Annotated in this window: 19 protein-coding genes, 1 tRNA gene and 1 pseudogene; 18 read left to right on the top strand and 3 right to left on the bottom strand. The window is 49.8% G+C overall.

Going from position 1 to position 20186, the window contains the following annotated elements; genetic code table 11:
• Positions 1–52: 52 nt before the first annotated feature.
• Complete coding sequence (ygfZ, locus tag WFN87_RS20745; protein WP_336708729.1) at positions 53–1039, bottom strand: tRNA-modifying protein YgfZ; 987 nt, start codon at positions 1037–1039, stop codon at positions 53–55.
• Between the two features lie 246 nt (positions 1040–1285).
• Between ygfZ and sdhE the strand changes: the two genes are divergently transcribed.
• Positions 1286–1552, top strand: a complete 267-nt coding sequence (gene sdhE, locus WFN87_RS20740; RefSeq protein WP_008461626.1) for an FAD assembly factor SdhE — start codon at positions 1286–1288, stop codon at positions 1550–1552.
• Positions 1533–1955: a protein YgfX gene (locus WFN87_RS20735; protein ID WP_166878208.1), complete on the top strand. Its 423-nt coding sequence runs from the start codon at positions 1533–1535 to the stop codon at positions 1953–1955. The genes sdhE and WFN87_RS20735 overlap by 20 nt, the downstream gene beginning before the upstream one ends.
• Here WFN87_RS20735 and fldB read toward each other — a convergent pair.
• Positions 1952–2473 carry a flavodoxin FldB gene (gene fldB, locus WFN87_RS20730; protein ID WP_166995287.1) on the bottom strand — a complete coding sequence of 174 codons (522 nt, stop codon included), beginning with the start codon at positions 2471–2473 and terminating at the stop codon, positions 1952–1954. The two genes, WFN87_RS20735 and fldB, sit on opposite strands and share 4 nt — an antisense overlap.
• 102 nt (positions 2474–2575) lie before the next feature.
• On the opposite strand from fldB, the gene xerD reads away from it, so the two are divergent.
• From xerD to WFN87_RS20650, 16 genes and pseudogenes are all read left to right on the top strand, one after another.
• Entirely contained in the window at positions 2576–3472 is an 897-nt protein-coding gene (gene xerD / locus WFN87_RS20725; RefSeq protein ID WP_008461629.1) for a site-specific tyrosine recombinase XerD, read from the top strand.
• Positions 3473–3498: 26 nt separating this feature from the next.
• Entirely contained in the window at positions 3499–4215 is a 717-nt protein-coding gene (gene dsbC / locus WFN87_RS20720) for a bifunctional protein-disulfide isomerase/oxidoreductase DsbC (protein WP_008461630.1), read from the top strand.
• Between the two features lie 6 nt (positions 4216–4221).
• Complete coding sequence (gene recJ, locus WFN87_RS20715; protein WP_008461632.1) at positions 4222–5955, top strand: single-stranded-DNA-specific exonuclease RecJ; 1734 nt, start codon at positions 4222–4224, stop codon at positions 5953–5955.
• 139 nt (positions 5956–6094) lie between these two features.
• Positions 6095–7193 (top strand): peptide chain release factor 2 gene (gene prfB / locus WFN87_RS20710; RefSeq protein WP_156107000.1). Its coding sequence is split into 2 segments (ribosomal slippage): positions 6095–6169 and positions 6171–7193, totalling 1098 coding nucleotides; the frame shifts between segments, so codons are not numbered across the junction.
• A gap of 9 nt (positions 7194–7202) precedes the next feature.
• Complete coding sequence (gene lysS, locus WFN87_RS20705; RefSeq protein WP_166995291.1) at positions 7203–8720, top strand: lysine--tRNA ligase; 1518 nt, start codon at positions 7203–7205, stop codon at positions 8718–8720.
• 66 nt (positions 8721–8786) lie between these two features.
• The gene (actS, locus tag WFN87_RS20700; protein ID WP_336983641.1) at positions 8787–9539 is read left to right on the top strand and encodes an amidase activator ActS; all 753 of its coding nucleotides are present in this window, start codon (positions 8787–8789) and stop codon (positions 9537–9539) included.
• 88 nt (positions 9540–9627) lie between these two features.
• Positions 9628–9701 (top strand) — tRNA-Gly (locus WFN87_RS20695).
• A 134-nt stretch (positions 9702–9835) separates the two neighbouring features.
• Entirely contained in the window at positions 9836–11437 is a 1602-nt protein-coding gene (locus WFN87_RS20690) for a site-specific integrase (protein WP_336983640.1), read from the top strand.
• A 51-nt stretch (positions 11438–11488) separates the two neighbouring features.
• Positions 11489–12097: a hypothetical protein gene (locus WFN87_RS20685; RefSeq protein WP_336983639.1), complete on the top strand. Its 609-nt coding sequence runs from the start codon at positions 11489–11491 to the stop codon at positions 12095–12097.
• A gap of 567 nt (positions 12098–12664) precedes the next feature.
• Entirely contained in the window at positions 12665–13162 is a 498-nt protein-coding gene (locus WFN87_RS20680; protein WP_336983638.1) for a hypothetical protein, read from the top strand.
• 2 nt (positions 13163–13164) lie between these two features.
• Complete coding sequence (locus WFN87_RS20675) at positions 13165–13353, top strand: hypothetical protein (protein WP_336983637.1); 189 nt, start codon at positions 13165–13167, stop codon at positions 13351–13353.
• Positions 13354–13474: 121 nt separating this feature from the next.
• Positions 13475–13885, top strand: coding sequence for a DUF6971 family protein (locus WFN87_RS20670; RefSeq protein ID WP_336983636.1), 411 nt, complete (start codon positions 13475–13477; stop codon positions 13883–13885).
• Between the two features lie 103 nt (positions 13886–13988).
• A complete protein-coding gene (locus tag WFN87_RS20665; RefSeq protein ID WP_336983635.1) occupies positions 13989–15110 on the top strand; it encodes a hypothetical protein in 1122 nt (373 codons plus the stop codon).
• Between the two features lie 1007 nt (positions 15111–16117).
• Positions 16118–17225: pseudogene (locus WFN87_RS20660) on the top strand (IS3 family transposase).
• Between the two features lie 342 nt (positions 17226–17567).
• Positions 17568–18131 carry a DUF1440 domain-containing protein gene (locus tag WFN87_RS20655; protein ID WP_336983634.1) on the top strand — a complete coding sequence of 188 codons (564 nt, stop codon included), beginning with the start codon at positions 17568–17570 and terminating at the stop codon, positions 18129–18131.
• Between the two features lie 929 nt (positions 18132–19060).
• Entirely contained in the window at positions 19061–19909 is an 849-nt protein-coding gene (locus tag WFN87_RS20650; protein ID WP_336983633.1) for a hypothetical protein, read from the top strand.
• Between the two features lie 99 nt (positions 19910–20008).
• Here the strand turns inward: WFN87_RS20650 and WFN87_RS20645 are convergent, their stop codons facing one another.
• Positions 20009–20182 carry an autotransporter outer membrane beta-barrel domain-containing protein gene (locus WFN87_RS20645; protein WP_336983659.1) on the bottom strand — a complete coding sequence of 58 codons (174 nt, stop codon included), beginning with the start codon at positions 20180–20182 and terminating at the stop codon, positions 20009–20011.
• Between the last annotated feature and the right edge of the window lie 4 nt (positions 20183–20186).

Below are 20186 nucleotides of genomic sequence, written 5' to 3'. Positions count from 1 at the left end.
TGACTCGCCAAAATCAAATTACTGAGCCCCGGTTTCGAGGCTCAGTGTTCGATTAATTTTCTTCCAGAGAATAGGGCAGTGGCGCCAGTGAGAGCTTGCTGTTTGCATCATCACGCACGCGCAAGACGCTGTTCGGTTCAAGATCGTTGTTCATTACCGCCTGCACAACAAGACGGCCATCTTCCAATCGTGAAGCGGCCAGCACGGTGCCGGTACGACGCCAGTTTTCACCCATCTGCAACTCAAGATCTTCGCCTGCTTCAGGCACGCGGCTTGCGCTCCCGGCCAGCAGCCAGAGTGCGCGTTTATTTGCCCCGCGGAACTTGGCTCGGGCAACCATTTCCTGGCCGGTGTAGCAGCCTTTTTTAAAGCTGATACCGCCCAGCGCCTGAAGGTTTGTTGCCTGTGGAATAAACTGAGCGCTGTTTACACTATCAATGACCGGCAATCCACCCTCGATATCCAGCGTCAGCCACTGCTGGCTATCATTACGCTGTGCTTCTTCACTGAGTTTTTCGGTTAACGTCTGAGCTGTTTCTTCATCAGTAACAATCAGGAAGCGCTCCGCCGGCAGGTTCAGCCACAGCAGCGTCGTTGCGCCGTGCTGAACAACCTGAGTCTCTTCATCCGGCAGCGTTTCGAAAATGGCTGCAAGCGCAGAACGCGCCTGGAAACCCGCCAGCCCTAACAGGACGCTGGCGTCATCCGCATTGAAAGTAACTTTGGAGAAAACGGAATATTTCTTCAGCTCTGTAAGCTGGGCGTCACGCAGGTTGCGGCGTTCAATAAACGCAAAGCCTTCGCCCCGATGGAACAGACGCAGGTTACTCCACATCTTCCCTTTGGCATCGCAATGGGCGCAGAGCAGATGCTGGCCCGCGTCAAGTTTCGCGACGTCGGCAGTCACCTGGCCCTGAAGATATTTCTCAGTGTCTGCACCCACGGCAGTCACGAGAGCCCAGTCGTCGAGCGTCATTAGTGTCAGCGGTAGACGGGCGGCGGCACTGGGCTGGCGAGGAGGAAACGGATTAAAAGCCATAACAAAGATCCCGGGTTATCCAACGGTTTAATTTCTCAATGGTAAAAGAGCCAGAGGGCAATGCAAGCAGTTTGATAACGCCATTCGTGCGTTTGCGTGTTGCCTCGGGGAATCTTGTGCAATCGGTGCTGTTACACGGGTTTGTGTGGGGAAAGCGCGCACAATGGAACATTCAGGTAATCCCGGTGACGAAAACACGTTACACTAACTCCGTACCCAACTTGATGGCTAAGCAGGAAAGTGCACATGGATATCAATAATAAAGCCCGAATTCACTGGGCATGCCGCCGTGGAATGCGCGAGCTCGATATTTCGATTATGCCGTTCTTCGAACATGAATACGAAACGCTCAGCGACAGCGACAAACAGCTGTTTGTTCGCCTGCTGGAGTCTGACGATCCAGACCTGTTTAACTGGTTGATGAATCACGGTAAACCAGCAGATGCCGAGCTTCAGCGTATGGTTGCCCTGATTCAGACACGGAATAAAGAACGTGGTCCTGTGGCAATCTGATCTCCGGGTTTCCTGGCGCGCGCAATGGATGTCGTTGCTTCTCCACGGCCTGGTGGCGCTATTCGTGCTGCTAATGCCGTGGCCGATGAGCTACACGCTGGTCTGGATGCTGCTGCTTTCCCTTGTGGTTTTCGACAGCGTACGCAGCCAGCGCCGCATTCACGCTCGCCAGGGCGAAATTAAACTGCTGACGGATTTTCGTCTGCGTTGGCAGGGGCGTGACTGGGATATCGTCGGAAATCCATGGATGATTGACAGCGGGGCGATGCTAAGACTGCGTCGTGCCGGAAAGCATCGTTGCCAGCATCTTTGGCTGGCGGCTGACAGCATGGACATCGGTGAATGGCGCGATCTACGCCGCCTGCTGATGCAACAGCAGGCGAGCGGAAGCGGGCAGATTTAAGCGAAGCGTTCGGCCATTTCGCCAAGAATTTGCTCGCACCAGGTTTCAATGCGTTCGTCGCTCAGGTCGTACTGGTTGGTTTCATCCAACGCCAGGCCAACAAACAGCTGCCCGTCGGCAATGACCGGTTTTGGGCTGGTAAATTCATAGCCTTCTGTTGGCCAGTAGCCGATGAACTGTGCCCCGCGCGGTGCCAGCTTGTCGTGCAGCATGCCTAACGCATCCAGGAACCACTCACCGTAGCCAAGCTGATCGCCCATGCCGTAAAGCGCCACGAGTTTGCCTTCCAGGTTCAGGCCATCCAGCTGCGGCCAGACGGTTTCCCAGTCTTCCTGCAGTTCGCCAAAATCCCAGGTCGGTATGCCCAGGATCAGAACGTCATACTGCTCCATCATGGCCGGAGCATCATCTTTCAGGTTGTGAAGCGTCACCAGTTCAGGACCAATAATGTCGCGAATTTTTTCGGCGGCCATTTCGGTGTAGCAGGTGCTGGAGCCGTAAAAAAGACCAATGTTCATAGCAATAACAACTCATTTTAATCGCGTGCAGATGGCCAAGTGTACCAGATCCCATTCGCCATCATGCATAATGGACACAATTCGCCAAATCAGGAGTGGAGCGTGGAGCAGGATAAGATCCGTATCGAACAGTTTCTGGATGCGCTGTGGCTGGAAAGAAATCTGGCCGAAAATACGCTCAGCTCTTATCGCCGCGATCTCACTATGGTGGCCGAGTGGCTGCAGCGTCAGCAACTCAGTTTTTTGACCGTTCAGGCTTCGGATCTCCAGTCGCTGCTTGCGGAGCGCGTCGAGGGCGGTTATAAAGCCACCAGTTCCGCGCGGTTGCTTAGCGCTATGCGGCGGTTATTTCAGTACCTGTATCGCGAAAAAATGCGGGAAGACGACCCCAGTGCGCTGCTTTCATCGCCCAAACTTCCCCAGCGTTTGCCGAAGGATTTAAGCGAGGCTCAGGTTGAACGGCTGTTGCAATCTCCGTGTGTCGATCAGCCTATTGAACTGCGCGATAAAGCCATGCTTGAAGTCTTGTACGCAACCGGGCTGCGCGTCTCGGAGCTGGTTGGGCTGACAATGAGCGATATCAGCCTGCGGCAGGGCGTGGTGCGAGTGATTGGTAAAGGCAACAAAGAGCGTCTCGTGCCGCTGGGCGAAGAGGCTGTGTACTGGATTGAAGAGTACCTGAAGTATGGCCGCCCGGAGTTGTTAAACGGGCAGTCTCTGGATGTGCTTTTCCCCAGCAATCGCGCACAGCAAATGACGCGGCAAACCTTCTGGCACCGCATTAAGCACTATGCCGTGCTGGCCGGTATCGACAGTGAAAAACTGTCTCCGCATGTGCTACGCCACGCTTTTGCCACGCACCTGCTGAACCATGGCGCGGATCTTCGTGTCGTACAGATGCTGCTGGGCCATAGTGATTTGTCCACCACACAAATTTATACACATGTAGCGACGGCGCGTTTACGCCAGCTGCATCAACAGCACCACCCTCGAGCGTGAGTGCTACAAGAGATAAAGGAATCCTCATGAAAAAAGGTTTTTGGCTGCTTTCGCTGCTGGCCGCTTCCGTTTCCGGTATTGCTCACGCGGATGACGCCGCTATTAAACAATCTTTGGCGAAGCTGGGCGTGCAGGGCGCAGAGATTCAGGCTGCACCGGTTGCCGGGATGAAAACTGTGTTGACCGATAGCGGCGTACTTTATGTCACCGAAGACGGCAAACATGTGATTCAGGGGCCGCTGTATGACGTGAGCGGCGCTCAGCCGGTGAACGTGACCAACCAACTGCTGATCGGCAAGCTGAACGCGCTGGAAAAAGAGATGATTATCTACAAAGCGCCGAAGGAGCAGCATGTGATTACGGTGTTCACCGACATCACCTGCGGCTACTGCCACAAGCTTCATGAAGAGATGAGCGACTACAACGCGCTGGGGATCACCGTGCGTTATCTGGCATTCCCTCGTCAGGGGCTGCAAAGCCAGGCCGAGAGCGACATGAAGTCTATCTGGTGCGCGAAAGACCGTAACAAAGCGTTCGATGCCGCAATGAAGGGCGGTGATGTGGCACCGGCAAGTTGTGACATTAACCTGGCTAACCACTACAACCTGGGCGTGCAGTTTGGCGTGCAGGGGACGCCAGCGATCGTGCTGAGCAACGGCAGCATGATCCCGGGTTATCAGGGGCCTAAAGAAATGAAACAAATGCTGGATGCCCACAAGCAGTTAATGAAAGCGGGTGGTTAATTTCGGGTGAAACAGCAAACGCAACTCCGCCGCCGGGTCGTTGACAGCTCGGTGGCGCTTCCGGCTACGCTGCCTCCTTTGTTACAGCGGCTGTATGCCAGCCGGGGCGTGCGTGGCGAACAAGAGCTGGAGCGCGGCGTAAAAGGAATGCTGCCGTGGCAGCAGCTCAGCGGCATCGATCGGGCCGTGGTCATGCTTTATAACGCCTTTCGCGAAGGCTTGCGCATCATCGTTGTCGGCGATTTTGATGCCGATGGGGCAACCAGTACCGCGCTAAGCGTTCTGGCCCTGCGCAGCATGGGGGCTGAGAATATTGGCTACCTGGTGCCTAATCGCTTTGAGGATGGTTACGGGCTTAGCCCGGAAGTGGTCGATCAGGCCCATGCCCGCGGTGCGCAGGTGATCGTGACCGTCGACAACGGCATCTCATCCCATGCGGGCGTTGAGCGCGCCCATGCACTGGGGATTCCGGTGCTGGTGACCGATCATCACCTACCAGGGGAAACACTTCCCGCTGCCGAAGCTATCATTAACCCGAATCTCGCCGACTGCGCATTTCCATCTAAATCCCTGGCTGGTGTCGGCGTCGCGTTTTATCTGATGCTGGCGCTGCGCACGCATCTGCGTGATAACGGCTGGTTCGAACAGCGTGGGTTGGCCATTCCGAATCTTGCAGAACTGCTAGATTTAGTCGCGCTGGGCACCGTGGCGGACGTTGTGCCGCTGGATGCCAACAACCGCATTTTGACCTGGCAAGGGTTAAGCCGCATTCGCGCGGGGAAATGCCGTCCCGGCATTCGCGCGCTGCTTGAAGTGGCTAATCGTGAGCCGCAAAAGATCGCCGCCAGCGATCTGGGCTTTGCGCTGGGGCCGCGCCTGAACGCCGCAGGCCGACTGGATGATATGTCGGTTGGCGTGGCGCTGCTGCTCAGCGAAAACATTGGTGAAGCGCGTATGCTGGCTAACGAGCTGGACGCGCTGAACCAAACGCGGAAAGAAATTGAACAAGGCATGCAGGTCGAAGCGCTGACCCTTTGCGAACAGCTGGAGCGCAGTAGCGAAGCCCTGCCTTACGGGCTGGCAATGTATCACCCGGAATGGCACCAGGGCGTGGTCGGCATTCTGGCCTCGCGCATCAAAGAGCGTTTCCACCGCCCGGTCATCGCGTTCGCGCCTGCGGGAGACGGCACGCTTAAAGGGTCCGGCCGTTCAGTTCAGGGGCTGCACATGCGTGATGCCTTAGAACGTCTGGATACGCTTTATCCGGGCATGATGCTGAAGTTCGGCGGTCATGCCATGGCCGCAGGCTTGTCGCTGGAAGAGGCTCGCTTTGAGGAGTTTCGCCAGCGTTTTGGCGACCTGGTCGGTGAGTGGCTGGACCCGGCGTTGTTACAGGGGGAAATCTGGTCCGACGGTCAGCTGTCCGCGCAGGAGATGACGCTCGAAGTGGCGGAGATGCTCAGAGACGCCGGGCCGTGGGGGCAAATGTTTCCGGAGCCGCTGTTTGACGGCAAGTTCCGTATTCTCCAGCAGCGCCTGGTGGGCGAGCGTCACCTGAAGGTGATGGTGGAGCCTGTCGGTGGCGGTCCGCTGCTGGACGGTATCGCCTTCAACGTGGATACCACCCGCTGGCCGGACAACGGCGTGCGCGAAGTTGAGCTGGCCTACAAGCTGGACGTGAACGAGTTCCGCGGCAACCGCAGCGTGCAGCTTTTAATCGATCACCTCTGGCCGATATAGCCCGCATTCTCGACGCTGCTGCAGCGTTAATTACTTGGCTATATGTCAGGGAGAATGCTACAAAATGCGGCGTAAATCCGGTAAACTTTCCGGTTTACGACCGCATTTCGTCTTCTGAAATCAACATAAGAAATTACGCATGTTTGAAATTAACCCGGTAAAAAGCCGCATCCAGGACCTCACAGAGCGCAGCGACGTTCTTAGGGGGTATCTTTGACTACGATGCCAAGAAAGAGCGCCTCGAAGAAGTAAACGCCGAGCTTGAACAGCCCGATGTCTGGAACGAACCTGAACGCGCACAGGCATTGGGGAAAGAACGTTCCTCATTGGAAGCCATCGTCGACACGTTAGATCAGATGTCTCAGGGCCTAGAAGATGTCTCCGGCTTGCTGGAGCTGGCGGTAGAAGCCGACGACGAAGAGACCTTTAACGAGGCCGTTGCCGAGCTGGATGTGCTGGACGCCAAACTGGCGCAGCTTGAATTCCGCCGCATGTTCTCTGGCGAGTACGACAGCGCCGATTGCTACATCGATATTCAGGCAGGCTCAGGCGGTACGGAAGCGCAGGACTGGGCGAGCATGCTGGAGCGTATGTACTTGCGCTGGGCAGAAGCTCGCGGTTTCAAAACCGAAATTATTGAAGAGTCCGAAGGCGACGTGGCGGGCATCAAGTCCGTGACCATTCGCATTCAGGGCGATTATGCCTTTGGCTGGCTGCGTACCGAAACCGGCGTTCATCGTCTGGTGCGTAAGAGTCCGTTTGACTCCGGTGGCCGCCGCCATACCTCGTTCAGCTCCGCGTTTGTTTACCCGGAAGTGGATGACAACATTGATATCGACATCAACCCGGCGGACCTGCGCATTGACGTTTATCGTGCATCCGGTGCGGGTGGTCAGCACGTTAACCGTACGGAATCTGCGGTACGTATTACCCATATTCCAACCGGCACCGTGACCCAGTGCCAGAATGACCGTTCTCAGCACAAGAACAAAGACCAGGCGATGAAGCAGATGAAGGCTAAGCTGTACGAGCTGGAAATGCAGAAAAAGAATGCTGAGAAGCAGGCGCTGGAAGACAACAAATCGGATATCGGCTGGGGCAGCCAGATTCGTTCTTACGTCCTCGACGACTCCCGCATTAAAGATCTGCGCACCGGGGTTGAAACCCGCAACACGCAGGCTGTGCTGGACGGCGATCTGGACAAATTTATCGAAGCAAGTTTGAAAGCAGGGTTATGAGGAACCAACATGTCTGAACAACAAGCACAGGGCGTTGACGCAGCAGCCGATCTTAACAATGAACTGAAAGCGCGCCGTGAGAAGCTGGTAGCTCTGCGTGAGCAGGGTATCCCATTCCCGAACGATTTCCGCCGCGATCACACCTCAGACCAACTGCACGCTGATTTCGATGCGAAAGAGAACGAAGAGCTTGAAGACCTCGGCGTTGAGGTAAGCGTGGCTGGTCGTATGATGACCCGCCGTATCATGGGTAAAGCGTCCTTCGTGACTTTACAAGACGTTGGCGGCCGTATTCAGCTGTATGTCTCCCGTGATGACCTGGCGGAAGGCATCTACAACGAGCAGTTCAAAAAGTGGGACCTGGGCGATATCCTGGGCGCGCGCGGTAAGCTGTTTAAAACCAAAACCGGCGAGCTGTCCATTCACTGTACCGAACTGCGTCTGCTGACCAAAGCGCTGCGCCCGCTGCCGGACAAATTCCACGGCCTGGCCGATCAGGAAACCCGCTATCGCCAGCGTTATCTGGACCTGATCGCTAACGAAGAGTCCCGCAATACCTTTAAAGTGCGCTCTAAAATCATGGCCGGCATCCGCCAGTTCATGGTGGGCCGCGACTTTATGGAAGTTGAAACCCCAATGATGCAGGTGATCCCTGGCGGCGCATCCGCTCGTCCGTTCATCACGCATCATAATGCGTTGGACATCGACATGTACCTGCGTATCGCGCCAGAGCTGTACCTGAAGCGTCTGGTGGTGGGTGGGTTCGACCGCGTCTTCGAAATCAACCGTAACTTCCGTAACGAAGGCATCTCCCCGCGCCATAACCCAGAGTTCACCATGATGGAACTCTATATGGCTTACGCGGACTACAAAGATCTGATTGAGTTGACCGAATCCCTGTTCCGTACTCTGGCTCAGGACGTGCTGGGCACCACCGAAGTGCAGTATGGCGAAGAGACCTTCGACTTCGGCAAACCGTTTGAAAAGCTCACCATGCGTGAAGCTATTAAAAAGCACCGTCCAGAAACCGACCTTGCCGATCTGGATAACTTTGACTCTGCGAAAGCCATCGCGGAAAGTATCGGTATCAAAGTTGAGAAGAGCTGGGGCCTGGGCCGCGTAGTGACCGAAATCTTCGAAGAGGTTGCGGAAAGCCACCTGATTCAGCCGACCTTCATCACCGAATACCCGGCAGAAGTCTCTCCCCTGGCGCGCCGTAACGACGAAAACCCGGAAATCACTGACCGCTTTGAGTTCTTCATCGGTGGCCGTGAAATCGGCAACGGCTTCTCCGAGCTGAATGACGCGGAAGACCAGGCGCAGCGTTTCCAGGACCAGGTTGATGCGAAAGCGGCAGGTGACGACGAAGCGATGTTCTTCGACGAAGACTACGTCACCGCGCTGGAGCACGGTCTGCCGCCAACGGCGGGTCTGGGTATCGGTATCGACCGCATGGTTATGCTGTTCACCAACAGCCACACCATCCGCGACGTTATCCTGTTCCCGGCTCTGCGTCCGACTAAGTAACGCCCTCATTCCCCTCCGTAAGGAGGGGGATTTTCCTCAAGTTCATCAACGTTTCCGGGGCCTGGTTTGCGTAAGGAAAGCATTTTAAAACGCTGGCACATCACCGCTTTCATTATCATGACGAGCCTGATGCTGACGGCCTGCTCCTCCTCAAAACCAGCTAAAAGTACCCGAAACGAAGGCACGTTTAGCGGCGCGATTTACACCGTTAAGCGCGGCGATACGCTCTCAAAAATTTCCAGAATGACCGGCAGCAGCGTGGGTGACCTCGCCCGACTGAACGGGATCCCTGCGCCTTATACTATCCAGGTGGGCCAGCGTATTCGGATCAAAGGCTCAGGCTCTGCAAGCCGGCCGAAAAACACCGCCATGGCCAAAAACACCACTGCGTCAGCTCGTTCGCAAAACACGACCATAGCAAAGGTGGCACCGCCGCCGGTGGGAGCACGCTGCTGGCTGTGGCCGACGAAGGGCAACATTGTTGAACCATTCTCCAGCAGCGACGGCGGCAATAAAGGCATTGATATCTCAGGCTCTCGCGGGCAGCCTATTTATGCTTCCGGCGCGGGAACGGTGGTTTATGTCGGTAACCAGCTGCGCGGCTACGGCAATCTGGTGATGATCAAACACAGCGAAGAGTACATCACCGCCTATGCCCACACCGACACGATGCTGGTGAATACCGGAGAGAAAGTGAAGGCCGGGCAGAAAATTGCCACGATGGGCAGCACTGGGGCGGATTCGGTGCGTTTGCACTTTCAGATTCGCTACCGGGCCACAGCAATCGACCCGCAGCGTTACCTAAAACCGTCGTGTTAATTTAAAAAGTGCTTGAAAAACCATCACCTGGACACAAAGGCACTTGCCAGCGAGTGCTGAAAGTCTATAATGCGTAACGCACCTCAAAGCGGGCGTAGTTCAATGGTAGAACGAGAGCTTCCCAAGCTCTATACGAGGGTTCGATTCCCTTCGCCCGCTCCATGACACTTCTTAAAGTTCAATAACTTACTGAATCCTAAGGGATATGGCTTAAAGCCTTCCGATAGTTTTACTCACTGTAACCAACACTGTGACTAACTTTGTTGAAGTAGTGAGCAGACCTAAGGCCTCAGTACATGCTCAACTCAAGAACCTACCTTTATCAGCGTAACGGTGTCTTCTACATCCGTCTTAGGATGAAGAACACAGGTCATCCTAGCGCTTCGCTTCCTTCTCATAACCGTTATAAACTAGCGTCGATATCACTACGGACTAAGGATAGACGTACCGCTATGGCTCACTCTCGACACATTAAGGCAGCACTCAAGGCAATCCATGCAGATAGGCCCAACGCCACCTACGAGGAAATGAGGGACCACCTTAAGGACATCGCTGAGTGTGAACTGTCTATGGGCCGTTCAGATTTCTTTGAGCCTGACATGAGGGATATCTATCGGGACCAGTACGGCGAACTTGGTGAGAATCTTACTGATGCGCTAGCAAGTGAACCGCTGAGCATTGACCAGCATCGTTACATCAATGAGGCCCTAAAGGTACTTAAGGCTTGCATGAGGCGTATCGAAGCGGGAGACAGTCAGCCTCTGATAGATTACGTCGATCGTTTTAATGATATTGATCGGCAAAATGACCAAGCCCCTGTGTCCCTATCTGTTAGTGCTTCAGAAGTAAAACCAGAAGTTACGCCTGGCATCACCGTAGCGAGCCTCTTTGAGCAATACGAAGCGGAGAACGCTCAGAACTGGAAGCCAGCCACCTTAAGGGAAAACAAAGCGTCCCACGCTGCGTTAATCGAAATTTTCGACTATCTGGGCCTTAATGCTGAAGCCAGGAGAGCAGACATGCTCAGGGTCCGTGATGTGCTCCAGCAGTTACCGAAGAACCGCAAACAGCGCTTCAAAGATTCCTCATTGGCTGACCTGTTGAGTCGTGAAGATAAGAACGATTGTCTGGACGTGGTGACTATTAATAATAAGTATCTCATTAAGATGGCGGCTGTCTTTAAGTGGGCCGTGCGTAATGACCTGATTAAAAGGAATATGACTGAGGGGCTAGAACTGAAGGTTCCTCAGCGTAAAGCCTCAGAGGCTCGTAACGCCTTCTCTACGGAGCAGGTAGGGCAACTGCTGGTTGCCGCTGAGTCATACTCTCGGAAGGCTTCCGGTAAGCCGTATCACTACTACGTTACCGCTTTGGCTGCTATCACTGGGGCAAGGCTTAACGAGGTGGCTCAACTTCAGGTCAAGGACATCAGGACCACTGAAGGTGGGACCGTCTATATTCATATCAATGAAGACGATAGCAGCCTGCCGGGTAAGAGCATCAAGAACGCTCACAGTGAGCGCTGTGTGCCTTTGGTTGAAGGAGCCTACGGTTTTGTATTGGATGATTTTATGGCGCTTGTAGAGGCCCGTAGGATTGCTGTCGGTGATGACGCTATGGTTTTTGATGGTCTTCGCCTCATGAAGAACTGTTACGGTGAGCAGGTGAGCAAATGGTTTAACCGGACGTTGTTACCTAAGGTACTCACTGACCGTGACGGATTGGCGTTCCATTCGTTCAGGCATACAGTTGCGACACAGTTAAAACAACATGGTGTCGAATTGGCGTATGCTCAGGCAATTATGGGGCATAGCTCCGGGTCTATTACTTACGACCGATACGCTAAAGAGGTTGAGGTGGAAATACTGAAAGAAAAACTGTCGGCACTCTCCCAGTAAAATAGATTCGCTAAGTAATCCTGTATATAGATATCTGAATGTGAGGACTTAATGGTCAAAGAATTTTTAGTTAGCAAAGAAAATAAGCCGTCCTATGAGTGTATGCACACCGCTGAAACTTGTTTAGGGTTGGCTGGGATGGCAACTGAAGATTGGCAGCGGGACCATCATTGTCGTACAGGTATCATATTCACTGCCTTTGCCATTGAAGCAATGTTCATCTTCTATAGAAAACAGGTTGACCCTAGTTACAATAAAAAACAGAAAGAATGCAGAAAGACAATGCACAAGAATACGCTAATGCTGTGTGGCATTAATAATTATATGGGAACAAAGCAGTACCAACTTATCAAAGAGTGCCTTGATGTGAGGGATGCTATTGCTCACGGAGACTCATACACTTCAGAATTTAATTTTTTAGCGGAGCATTCTGATAACCAAGACGATATTGTAAGAAGTGTCTTGGCGGTAAACTCTGAGCAATTCCGGGGATTAACGGTCGAGCGCCTCAGGACATATATTGAGATGGCAAATCAAATTGACTATGAAATTTATGATAAAGGTTACAGACCTTCTGACATCGACCTCCCGGCAGACGAACGTAATACACTGATGTTGGCTTTCGGTGTCAGTGGGGTATCAATGTGGCCCAGTACATGATCGCTCTATTGATGATCGCTGAATAAACAGGGAGATTGGGAGGCTTTAAGTCGACAGAGGCAATAACGACTCACTATTGGGAGAGAGAGAGACGGCACAAAGTTTCCCCCTCTATGACAACTAACCGTAGCTTATCGCATCCTTTCAGGGGGCGGGATGACCAATTACAGACACCAAGCGTTTATTTAAAGTGAATGCTTCCTGTGTGCTCTGGGTCAGTCGATAAGTGAATGGCCAATGATAAAAAATCATATTTATATGGTCTCTGGTATACAGGGGGCTAAACTTAAAGTATTACTTAAAGATCTTAAAGTTATATTGCTTGTTTACACAAGATAATAATAAGAACTTAGAGTATTACTTAAAGAACACTTAGAGTTATCCCTTGATTTTGTCATTATTAACTCTTTAAATAACTAACAGTGTCTCCGCAAGGCACCTTTCCTATCAATCTCAAAGACATTCTAAATGTGCATCCTTTGTCCTGCTGGTCTCCCTATTGCTTGGGGACTTTGAGTAGGCCTGTAGGGTGCGGCTTATGGTGCATATTTAAAAGGTAATCAAGCAATGAATAATAAACAATTATCGACCAGTCAAATAGCCTATCTTCACCGCGCTATGTCTGACGGTGAGGGGCTTATCGAAATCGGAGAGTTGGCTCGCGGTCTCGGGAAACAGAAAGGCCACATCATCAAGAAACTTGAGAAGGCTTTTGACAAAGAGCGGCTTTCGGAAATGGAAACCCACTTTGAAGTTATGGGGGGGAACCATCGAAATGTTGCGCAGCGTGTCAAAACCTACATGCTGGACTATAAGACTGCTGGTGCTCTGGCTATGAGCTATGACCTTCAGTTGGGCGTTGAGGTCTTAACCATTCTTGAGGATTCCCTGAGCGCCATTCAAGCTATGACCATTGAGGCCGCAAAAGATAACACTGCCGGGGTTCTGAAAGCCGCTGCTGACTTCCGTGAGCGATACCGTGAACGCTTACAGTTCCGCCCCGGTGCCTCTGAGAATGAAGACCGTAGCGTTGCCCTTAAACGCCTTGGACGTAAGGGATTGTAATCATGAACAAGATCGACTCAAGAACACCAGAAGGCCGTAAAGCGTTACGCCTGATGACAGTCGATACAGTCTCAATTGTGTCCGCACTGGGGCTATCTCCTCTCGGTGAGCGCCCTGTCTACACCAAGGCTGCTTTGTGTCTCATGGCGGTTGCCGCTGGGTTATCACCGAAAGATTTTCACCGTAGTTAATACCGCTATAAACACAACCTTTTGAACTGACCGAAATGCGGGGAGACACCGTAGGGATTATTACGCCCTGTGGTCGACCGATAAGTTCAATCAATTCAGACTTCAAAAGGAGAATAATATTATGTCAATTTCATATAGAAAATTAAATATCACCCTGAGTGCTGACAAAGAGACCGTGTTGTTATTTGGTCAGGAGTTATCTACAAAGTATTTCACGGAAATTATCGTTACGACCATGCTCAATTCCATTGGGTCTGACATGGCGAAATCAAATCGTATTCTTAACGATATTCATGCCGCTGGTCTTAATGCAGGTGATTACGGAAAGTATTCCCGTTGGTGGGCTGAAAGTAATGTACAGGAACGCCAAGAGGCCGAGCGTCGACGTAAAGATGCCGAGGAACATCAAGAGCGTATGGCTGCTATTCATGCGACGCCAGCAGAGATTGCTAAAGCTGCCGCTGAACGTAGAGCACGCGACGAAGACCTGATTAAACGCTTCGGCAATAAAGGGGCCGCTTTCGGGTACTAACAGATCACTTTCGGCGGCGCTGCTTGGATTCTGAGAAAAAGACCAAGGGTGTCGCCAGTTACTTTTCACATAGCGCACTCATATACTTTAGGAGATATTTATCATGGCTATTACAAATCAAATTAACAAAGTATCCTCATTGGCTTCTCTGCGTCAGCCTCAGCGCGATAAAGATGGTCAAATTATCAAGGGTTCCGTATGGGGTACTGACACCTCGCGTACTGACTACGTTGAGATGACCAACGGTCAAGACGCCCAGATTCTCAACGTTGGCTTTACGGACCGCTCAGGTCGTCCTATGGCCTTCGGGAATGACTCACATGATTACATTCAGGCACTGGAAGACTCTTTGGACGAGACCTTCAACGATGGCGATTTCCGCACTGCTGTAATGGAGCATGTTTTCCCCTGTGAGTTTCGCCCATACGGCACTGACCCTACGCCTATCCGTCGTCAGGCCCTCCAGAATCGTACAGTCCGCTTTAAGCATAATGGTGCGTTTAATCCAGATAAGGATGCTCCGTCTACTACAGCCATCACCGGGGCAAGTGTAACTGTCACCCCAGTGTTGAACCCTGAGACCAATAAGACGGGCATTCTGTGTTCTGCTGCTACTCATGTATCTGACTTCGACATGATGGGGGGCTGGACTGAAGGAGCACTAACCCAGACTGTAGGCGACATGCAGATTCAATACTGCCGACAGATGTTTGCCGCTGTAGTCGATGTGCTGAAAGATACACCAGACCTACAAGTCATCGAAGCGGCCCCTTTGAGTGGTAAACCATCTGACCAAGCTGAGGACCTTCTGGACATCCTAGCGCTGAATCTTCCGGTTGAGTTAGGGAACACATTGTCTGACTATGCCGTATTGGTCCCTGAGAAACTCGAAGCAGTCTTGGACCGAGCGGCTCAGCGTGCAGGTCATGAAGACATTAGCGACCTGCTGGGCTGCACAGTATGCGGCTACGCTGGTGATGATACAGGTGTCTATCTCCTGCCTAAGCGATTTGCTTCTATCTCTTTCCGGTCCACGACTGGTGGTAAGACTGTAGATGTTAAAGTTACCCGAAATAGTAATGCTGCCGGGTATGACCTTGAGTTAATCAGCGTGGTTGATGTGCTGGCTACTGGTTCCGTTAAGGTGAAGACCGGAGAGTTCAACGTTGAAGCCGATGTTTCTTTCCCGTTAGTCCACGTTATCCGCTTTACTGCCACAGAGTAGCTATAAAATCCAAAGTGAACACCGGGGAGGGACCCATGAGCTTACAAGAGTTATATGTGATCGTTCTCTGTGTTTACTTGGCCTGCCAGATACCCCTACGACCATGATAGATACCAGCGATCAATTCCAGATTACCGATCGAGACAAACGATCAGCGTAATGGTTGCAATCGGGCTATCCTTTAGTCTCCATCTTTTTTGTTATTTCAAAGGATTTCAGAATGTTGAAGGGGATTGGGTCATTTATTGTAGGAGCCGTACTATTGCTGGCTATGGGATATATGACTGGGTATATTTGCGGGAGCGTAAAGGCCCCCACGTATCGCACAATCGGTAGGGCGATAGATGCCTTTTGGTTAGCCTCGGGAGCCTTGTTCATCGCTGGGGTAGTCTTCCGTATAGCCTTCAAGAGACTATCGTCAGTATGTGGTGTACTTTTCTGTGTTTCCCTTGTGGTGGCCTTAGTGCTCAGTGGCTTCTACCATGCTACATGGAGTAATGGTTCATGGTTATAACCCTTTAAAATTTCCCACAAAAATCTGAGCGCCTATCTAATAATTAATCCTCCCGCGTTGTCCCCCGTGGTCCTCCCAAAGTTTGCTGTGGACCGAGGGAGGCTATAACCTCTTGAAGTTGAAACATTGAGGTTCTGGTCAGAAGTCCCTGCCTTGATTCTATTCCTCCGAGGGGAACATTACGGTCATTCAACCTTGACCAGAGATCACTCGATGTGTAACCATTACTGTAACCACAAGGATTCATCAGTCTTTAAGAAACAAGAAGTTAGCTGGTTGTCCTCGGCTCCCTTCGCCCGCTCCAACCTCCTTAGAATATAAAGAAACTTTTCTTCAGACAGTGAATCAGTCTCGCTAAAGCAGATACAACTTTCACTACCCATTTTTCTTCGCCAGTACTTGTTGCGTGATTGTGACCCTGACCCAAAATCCTGCTCCATTCAGAAACAGAATTCCGGCATGATGAATACTTCCCTGAACGGAGGTGGTGCCGATGAAAAAGTCACGATTCACCGAAGAGCAGATTGTCTTTGCCCTGAAACAGGCCGAACCGGGTACGAGCGTGCCCGAAGTTTGCCGTAAGCTGGGTATCTCCGATGCCACGTTTTACACCTGGCGAAAAAATACGGCGGGATTTCCCCTTCTGAGCTGAAGCACATGCGGCAGCTTGAGGAAGAGAATCTCAGGCTGAAGACGCTGGTTGCCGATCTGAGCCTCGACAAGGCCATGCTGCAGGATGTGCAGGCAAAAAAGAACTGACGCTGGCGTGTCTGCTTGAATGGGGCCGGGATTTGCAGGCACGTTACGGGGCCAGCGAGCGGCAGATCTGTTTTGCACTACGGATCAGCCGCAGCGCTTTCCGCTACCGTGCTGTGGCGGCAGACGACAGCGCGCTCCGCCTGCGTATCAGGGAGATCACTGAAACCCGGGTCCACTATGGCTACCGCAGAGTTCACGTCATGCTCAGGTGGGAAGGCTGGCGGGATAATCACAAACGCATTTACCGGCTCTATCGCGAGCAGGGTCTGTCCCTGCGCCTCAAACGCCCGCGCCGAAATAAATCGGCACAGCGGCGACAGCCCCAGCCTCAGGGGTTGTATCCGAACTATGTCTGGAGCATGGATTTTGTATCTGACGCCTTATTTGACTGGCGTCGGCTACGTCTGCTGACGGTCATTGATCTCTACACGCGCGAATGTCTGGGGATTTGCGTGGGTCAGAATCTGCGCTCAACTGAGGTCGCAGAGATGCTGAACGCCATTGCGCTCAGGCGTCCCTTACCACAATGGCTGAAAACCGATAATGGCTCTGAACTTGCAGGGAAAATGCTGTACAAATGGGTGTACGAAAGAGGGATCCGCATCGACTTCTCACGACCGGGAACGCCCACGGACAATGCGACCGTGGCGTCGTTCAACGGCAGGCTGCGGCAGGAGTGCCTGAACGAAAACTGGTTCATGTCGCTGGAGGATGCCCGGTGCAAAATCGAAGCCCGGCGCATATACTATAACCAGAGACGTCCTCATTCTGCGCTGGGCTGGATGACCCCGTCCGAATTTGCTGAAAAGTCTGCCGGTTGCCAGAACATGCAACCAACATGAAGCCGGTTATTCCTGATTATGACTGGAGCATATTCGGGGTCAATCTTACTTTAGGCCAACAAGTCAGTCATCATAGAAAAGGGGGGAAGTGTAGTGAATTAAATTTCGTGATTTAAAATAATGATGTTACACCAATGGCTTTCAATAATATTAACTGTGATCTCTTACTGATAGACTGCACTATCTTCCACGTAGCAGAGCGTAAATAACAGATTAAAAGTATATTGATTCAATTGCGTATCATTAGATATTAAAGAAACGTAAAATATTGACGCGTACAGAAACATCCAGTAACTTGATTGAGGTGTATGATGGTATCAATTTTACTTTTAAGGATAAATTATGAGCGCATGGAAAAAAACTAACGTACGCATTTTGTTGTGGGCGACTTTCATTGGTGGTGCGATAAGCTCATTAGTTAAATCAGGTACTGAAGTTAATATGCCACCTCGTCTCGCAGGGGAAGTTTCTCCTCCCGCGTTGAACATTGATGCCTGGTTGGGCTGGCTGGGGGTTAACTCGCACTCGATGGATTACGTATACCAAGGAATTACTATTCCCGGTGCTGTAATGCTCTATCATTGGCTATTTAGTTTTATCTTTGCTGGCATTTATATTTTACTCTCAGCTTATGTGCCAAAAGTTAGACTTTGGTATGGTGCGGCTTATGGAGTCATCATTACGTTTGTTATGCACGGATTCCTTATACCTGCACTGGGTTTCCGTTATCCAGTTTACCTTGGCGGAAAAACTGGTTGGCTGTGGAATTTGAACGGTTACGAATTCTGGAGTGAACTATTAGGGCATATTTGTTGGTCTGTATCAATTGAGTTTAGCCTCATTGCAGTATTGGCAATTTTTTCTCGGCCTATTATTGGTGTATGGACGAAAGATATCGTTAAGTAAATATATTTGGCAGGCTTAGGCCTGCCAAGGATAGATTTTTACAGTATGGTAGTGGGGTTTTATTATTGTACGATTGAAAATGTTTCCAGAACTATAGTTACCCAGCCAAGTGTGTTTTTGTTAGTTTAGTTAAAGTGAGTTATTTTAAAGTCAACAGCTTGTATTTAATCTCTTTGAAGGGGTGTCAGTTTAATCAAATCTTGTTTTTATCTTTTTTACGAAGAATGATTTTCCGCATGTCCCAAGGTTAATATTCAAAATTAACGAATTTCAATTTATTTAACTAGTTTTTTTTCAATTTTCGTAACTTTCAAAAAATTAAATGTAAATTGATATTGTTGCATATACATATCTAAATATGGCTATATGAAATATATCCTTTGATTATTTATTCTTAACCTGCAAGGGGGGTGTAACTTCCGCTGTAATAAAGTAATTTCCTGAAAACAGATCTCATTTGTAGCCCTTGAGTAGTAATTAATTTCTTTTTTTTCTAATTTGAAAGTTGGCATCATTTATTTGTGAAGGCGCGCAGTCTGGAGTCTGAATATTGATGTGGCTCATTAATTATATTTTTTTGTGTAAGGAGCGACTTTTATTTTGCAATTAATTCAGTATATCAATTTTTTTGTTTTAACCACTTTGAGTATGCGGCGATTAATTTATTATAAAATACTGGGTATCTACAGAGCTATAGTTCACTAGCGCAACAAAATTTATTAGCCTGTGATGCTAAATAATAAATTCTAATTATTATTTAATGTTTTTTCTTTTTGTGCTGTTGTTTGCTATTGATATTTATGTAAATAGATGAGAGTGTTCACGCTCGTCAATATATGAAACAGTTATTAAGCAGTTGTGTGATTTTATTGTATAATGAGGATGAAGGATGATTTTAATTACCAAACATGTTGAAAAAGGTTTTGAATATGGAGCTGAAATTAAAGGTTTACAACAGGATACAGCATCTCTATAAAATTATCTCAAGAGATAGTCTATTTATTCCTGCAGTTGAAACGCATTGTAGACTTATGATTGAAGAGTTCAAGAAAGATAGATTATATTATAAATATATATTTAGTAATAATCGCTTTGTCATTTCGACTGTGACTGCATCTGTTTTTTTTAATAAGGATGAAGCTTTTTTGTCTGACGTTGTGAGCGAGTGTTTGACTACGGGGTTGGTTAGTCATAATACAATTACATCTTTGTTGTTGTTATTTAATGTTAGTGGAAGGATTTCACTTGGGGAGAGTGATAATGACAAAAGGAAAAAAAATTTTAAGATAACAAGAAAAGGTAGGTTAGATATTATAAAATTGTTGAACACAATGGTTCCTGCACTAAGCTTGATGTTTGAAGGTCCATATAATCCTAAGATTATATCTGATGATCAGATTTCTGTTTTTTTTAAATCATACGCAAAAATCCACAGATCTTCACTATTTATTATTAATTTTGTCAATGATTTGGATGTTTTTATTTCAAAAGATTCCGGCCATATGATTCTTGTTTATCTCTATATGCTTGCCATAGAGGATAATAAGCCAAAAGCGATATTAAGCTTAGTGTCTAAAGAATGTGGTGTTTCTAGAACGCACTTGAGAAATATACTAATTGCGGCCGAAGAAATAAACATGCTCTCTTTTAACAAAAAAACTGGTGAGATAACTATTTATGAGTCTTTTGTTAAAATGTTTACTTCGTATATGGCTTATTACTTTTCTTTCGTGCAGTTTGGGCTGGAAGGCGGGCATCTTTCAGACAATGCTGATTAAGTCTGTTCTGGCTATTATTATAATGACTCATCTCTGTATGATTTTTTTAGGTTGGCGCCTCCAGAGAGGCGCTTTAGAGTTCTACCGTATTCCTTCTTGTCAGAAGGCGTATTTCACTCCCAGCATACCCTGAGTGTCCCGGTAACTACCTGACCCCATCTGTTGTGCCACGTTGCCCCATGCGCTCAGATTTTCGCTTATGTGGCCCTCAACACCAGTTTTTAGCTCTGCCACATTGCGTTGCCCCTGAAGATATGCACTGCTTTCACCCATCTTC

The organism is Cedecea sp. AS113 (genome assembly GCF_037152415.1).
Lineage (GTDB): Bacteria > Pseudomonadota > Gammaproteobacteria > Enterobacterales > Enterobacteriaceae > Cedecea.
The sequence above is the reverse complement of the archived record's forward strand: the minus strand, read 5'-3'. Positions and strand labels throughout refer to the sequence as shown.

Bases quoted from the DNA above. Each gene is read 5' to 3' on its own strand.
- ygfZ (WP_336708729.1), bottom strand. From the start codon at position 1,039: ATGGCTTTTAATCCGTTTCCTCCTCGCCAGCCCAGTGCCGCCGCCCGT.
- sdhE (WP_008461626.1), top strand. From the start codon at position 1,286: ATGGATATCAATAATAAAGCCCGAATTCACTGGGCATGCCGCCGTGGA.
- fldB (WP_166995287.1), bottom strand. From the start codon at position 2,473: ATGAACATTGGTCTTTTTTACGGCTCCAGCACCTGCTACACCGAAATG.
- dsbC (WP_008461630.1), top strand. From the start codon at position 3,499: ATGAAAAAAGGTTTTTGGCTGCTTTCGCTGCTGGCCGCTTCCGTTTCC.
- lysS (WP_166995291.1), top strand. From the start codon at position 7,203: ATGTCTGAACAACAAGCACAGGGCGTTGACGCAGCAGCCGATCTTAAC.
- WFN87_RS20690 (WP_336983640.1), top strand. From the start codon at position 9,836: ATGCTCAACTCAAGAACCTACCTTTATCAGCGTAACGGTGTCTTCTAC.
- WFN87_RS20685 (WP_336983639.1), top strand. From the start codon at position 11,489: ATGGTCAAAGAATTTTTAGTTAGCAAAGAAAATAAGCCGTCCTATGAG.
- WFN87_RS20680 (WP_336983638.1), top strand. From the start codon at position 12,665: ATGAATAATAAACAATTATCGACCAGTCAAATAGCCTATCTTCACCGC.
- WFN87_RS20675 (WP_336983637.1), top strand. From the start codon at position 13,165: ATGAACAAGATCGACTCAAGAACACCAGAAGGCCGTAAAGCGTTACGC.
- WFN87_RS20670 (WP_336983636.1), top strand. From the start codon at position 13,475: ATGTCAATTTCATATAGAAAATTAAATATCACCCTGAGTGCTGACAAA.
- WFN87_RS20665 (WP_336983635.1), top strand. From the start codon at position 13,989: ATGGCTATTACAAATCAAATTAACAAAGTATCCTCATTGGCTTCTCTG.
- WFN87_RS20655 (WP_336983634.1), top strand. From the start codon at position 17,568: ATGAGCGCATGGAAAAAAACTAACGTACGCATTTTGTTGTGGGCGACT.
- WFN87_RS20650 (WP_336983633.1), top strand. From the start codon at position 19,061: ATGGAGCTGAAATTAAAGGTTTACAACAGGATACAGCATCTCTATAAA.
- WFN87_RS20645 (WP_336983659.1), bottom strand. From the start codon at position 20,182: ATGGGTGAAAGCAGTGCATATCTTCAGGGGCAACGCAATGTGGCAGAG.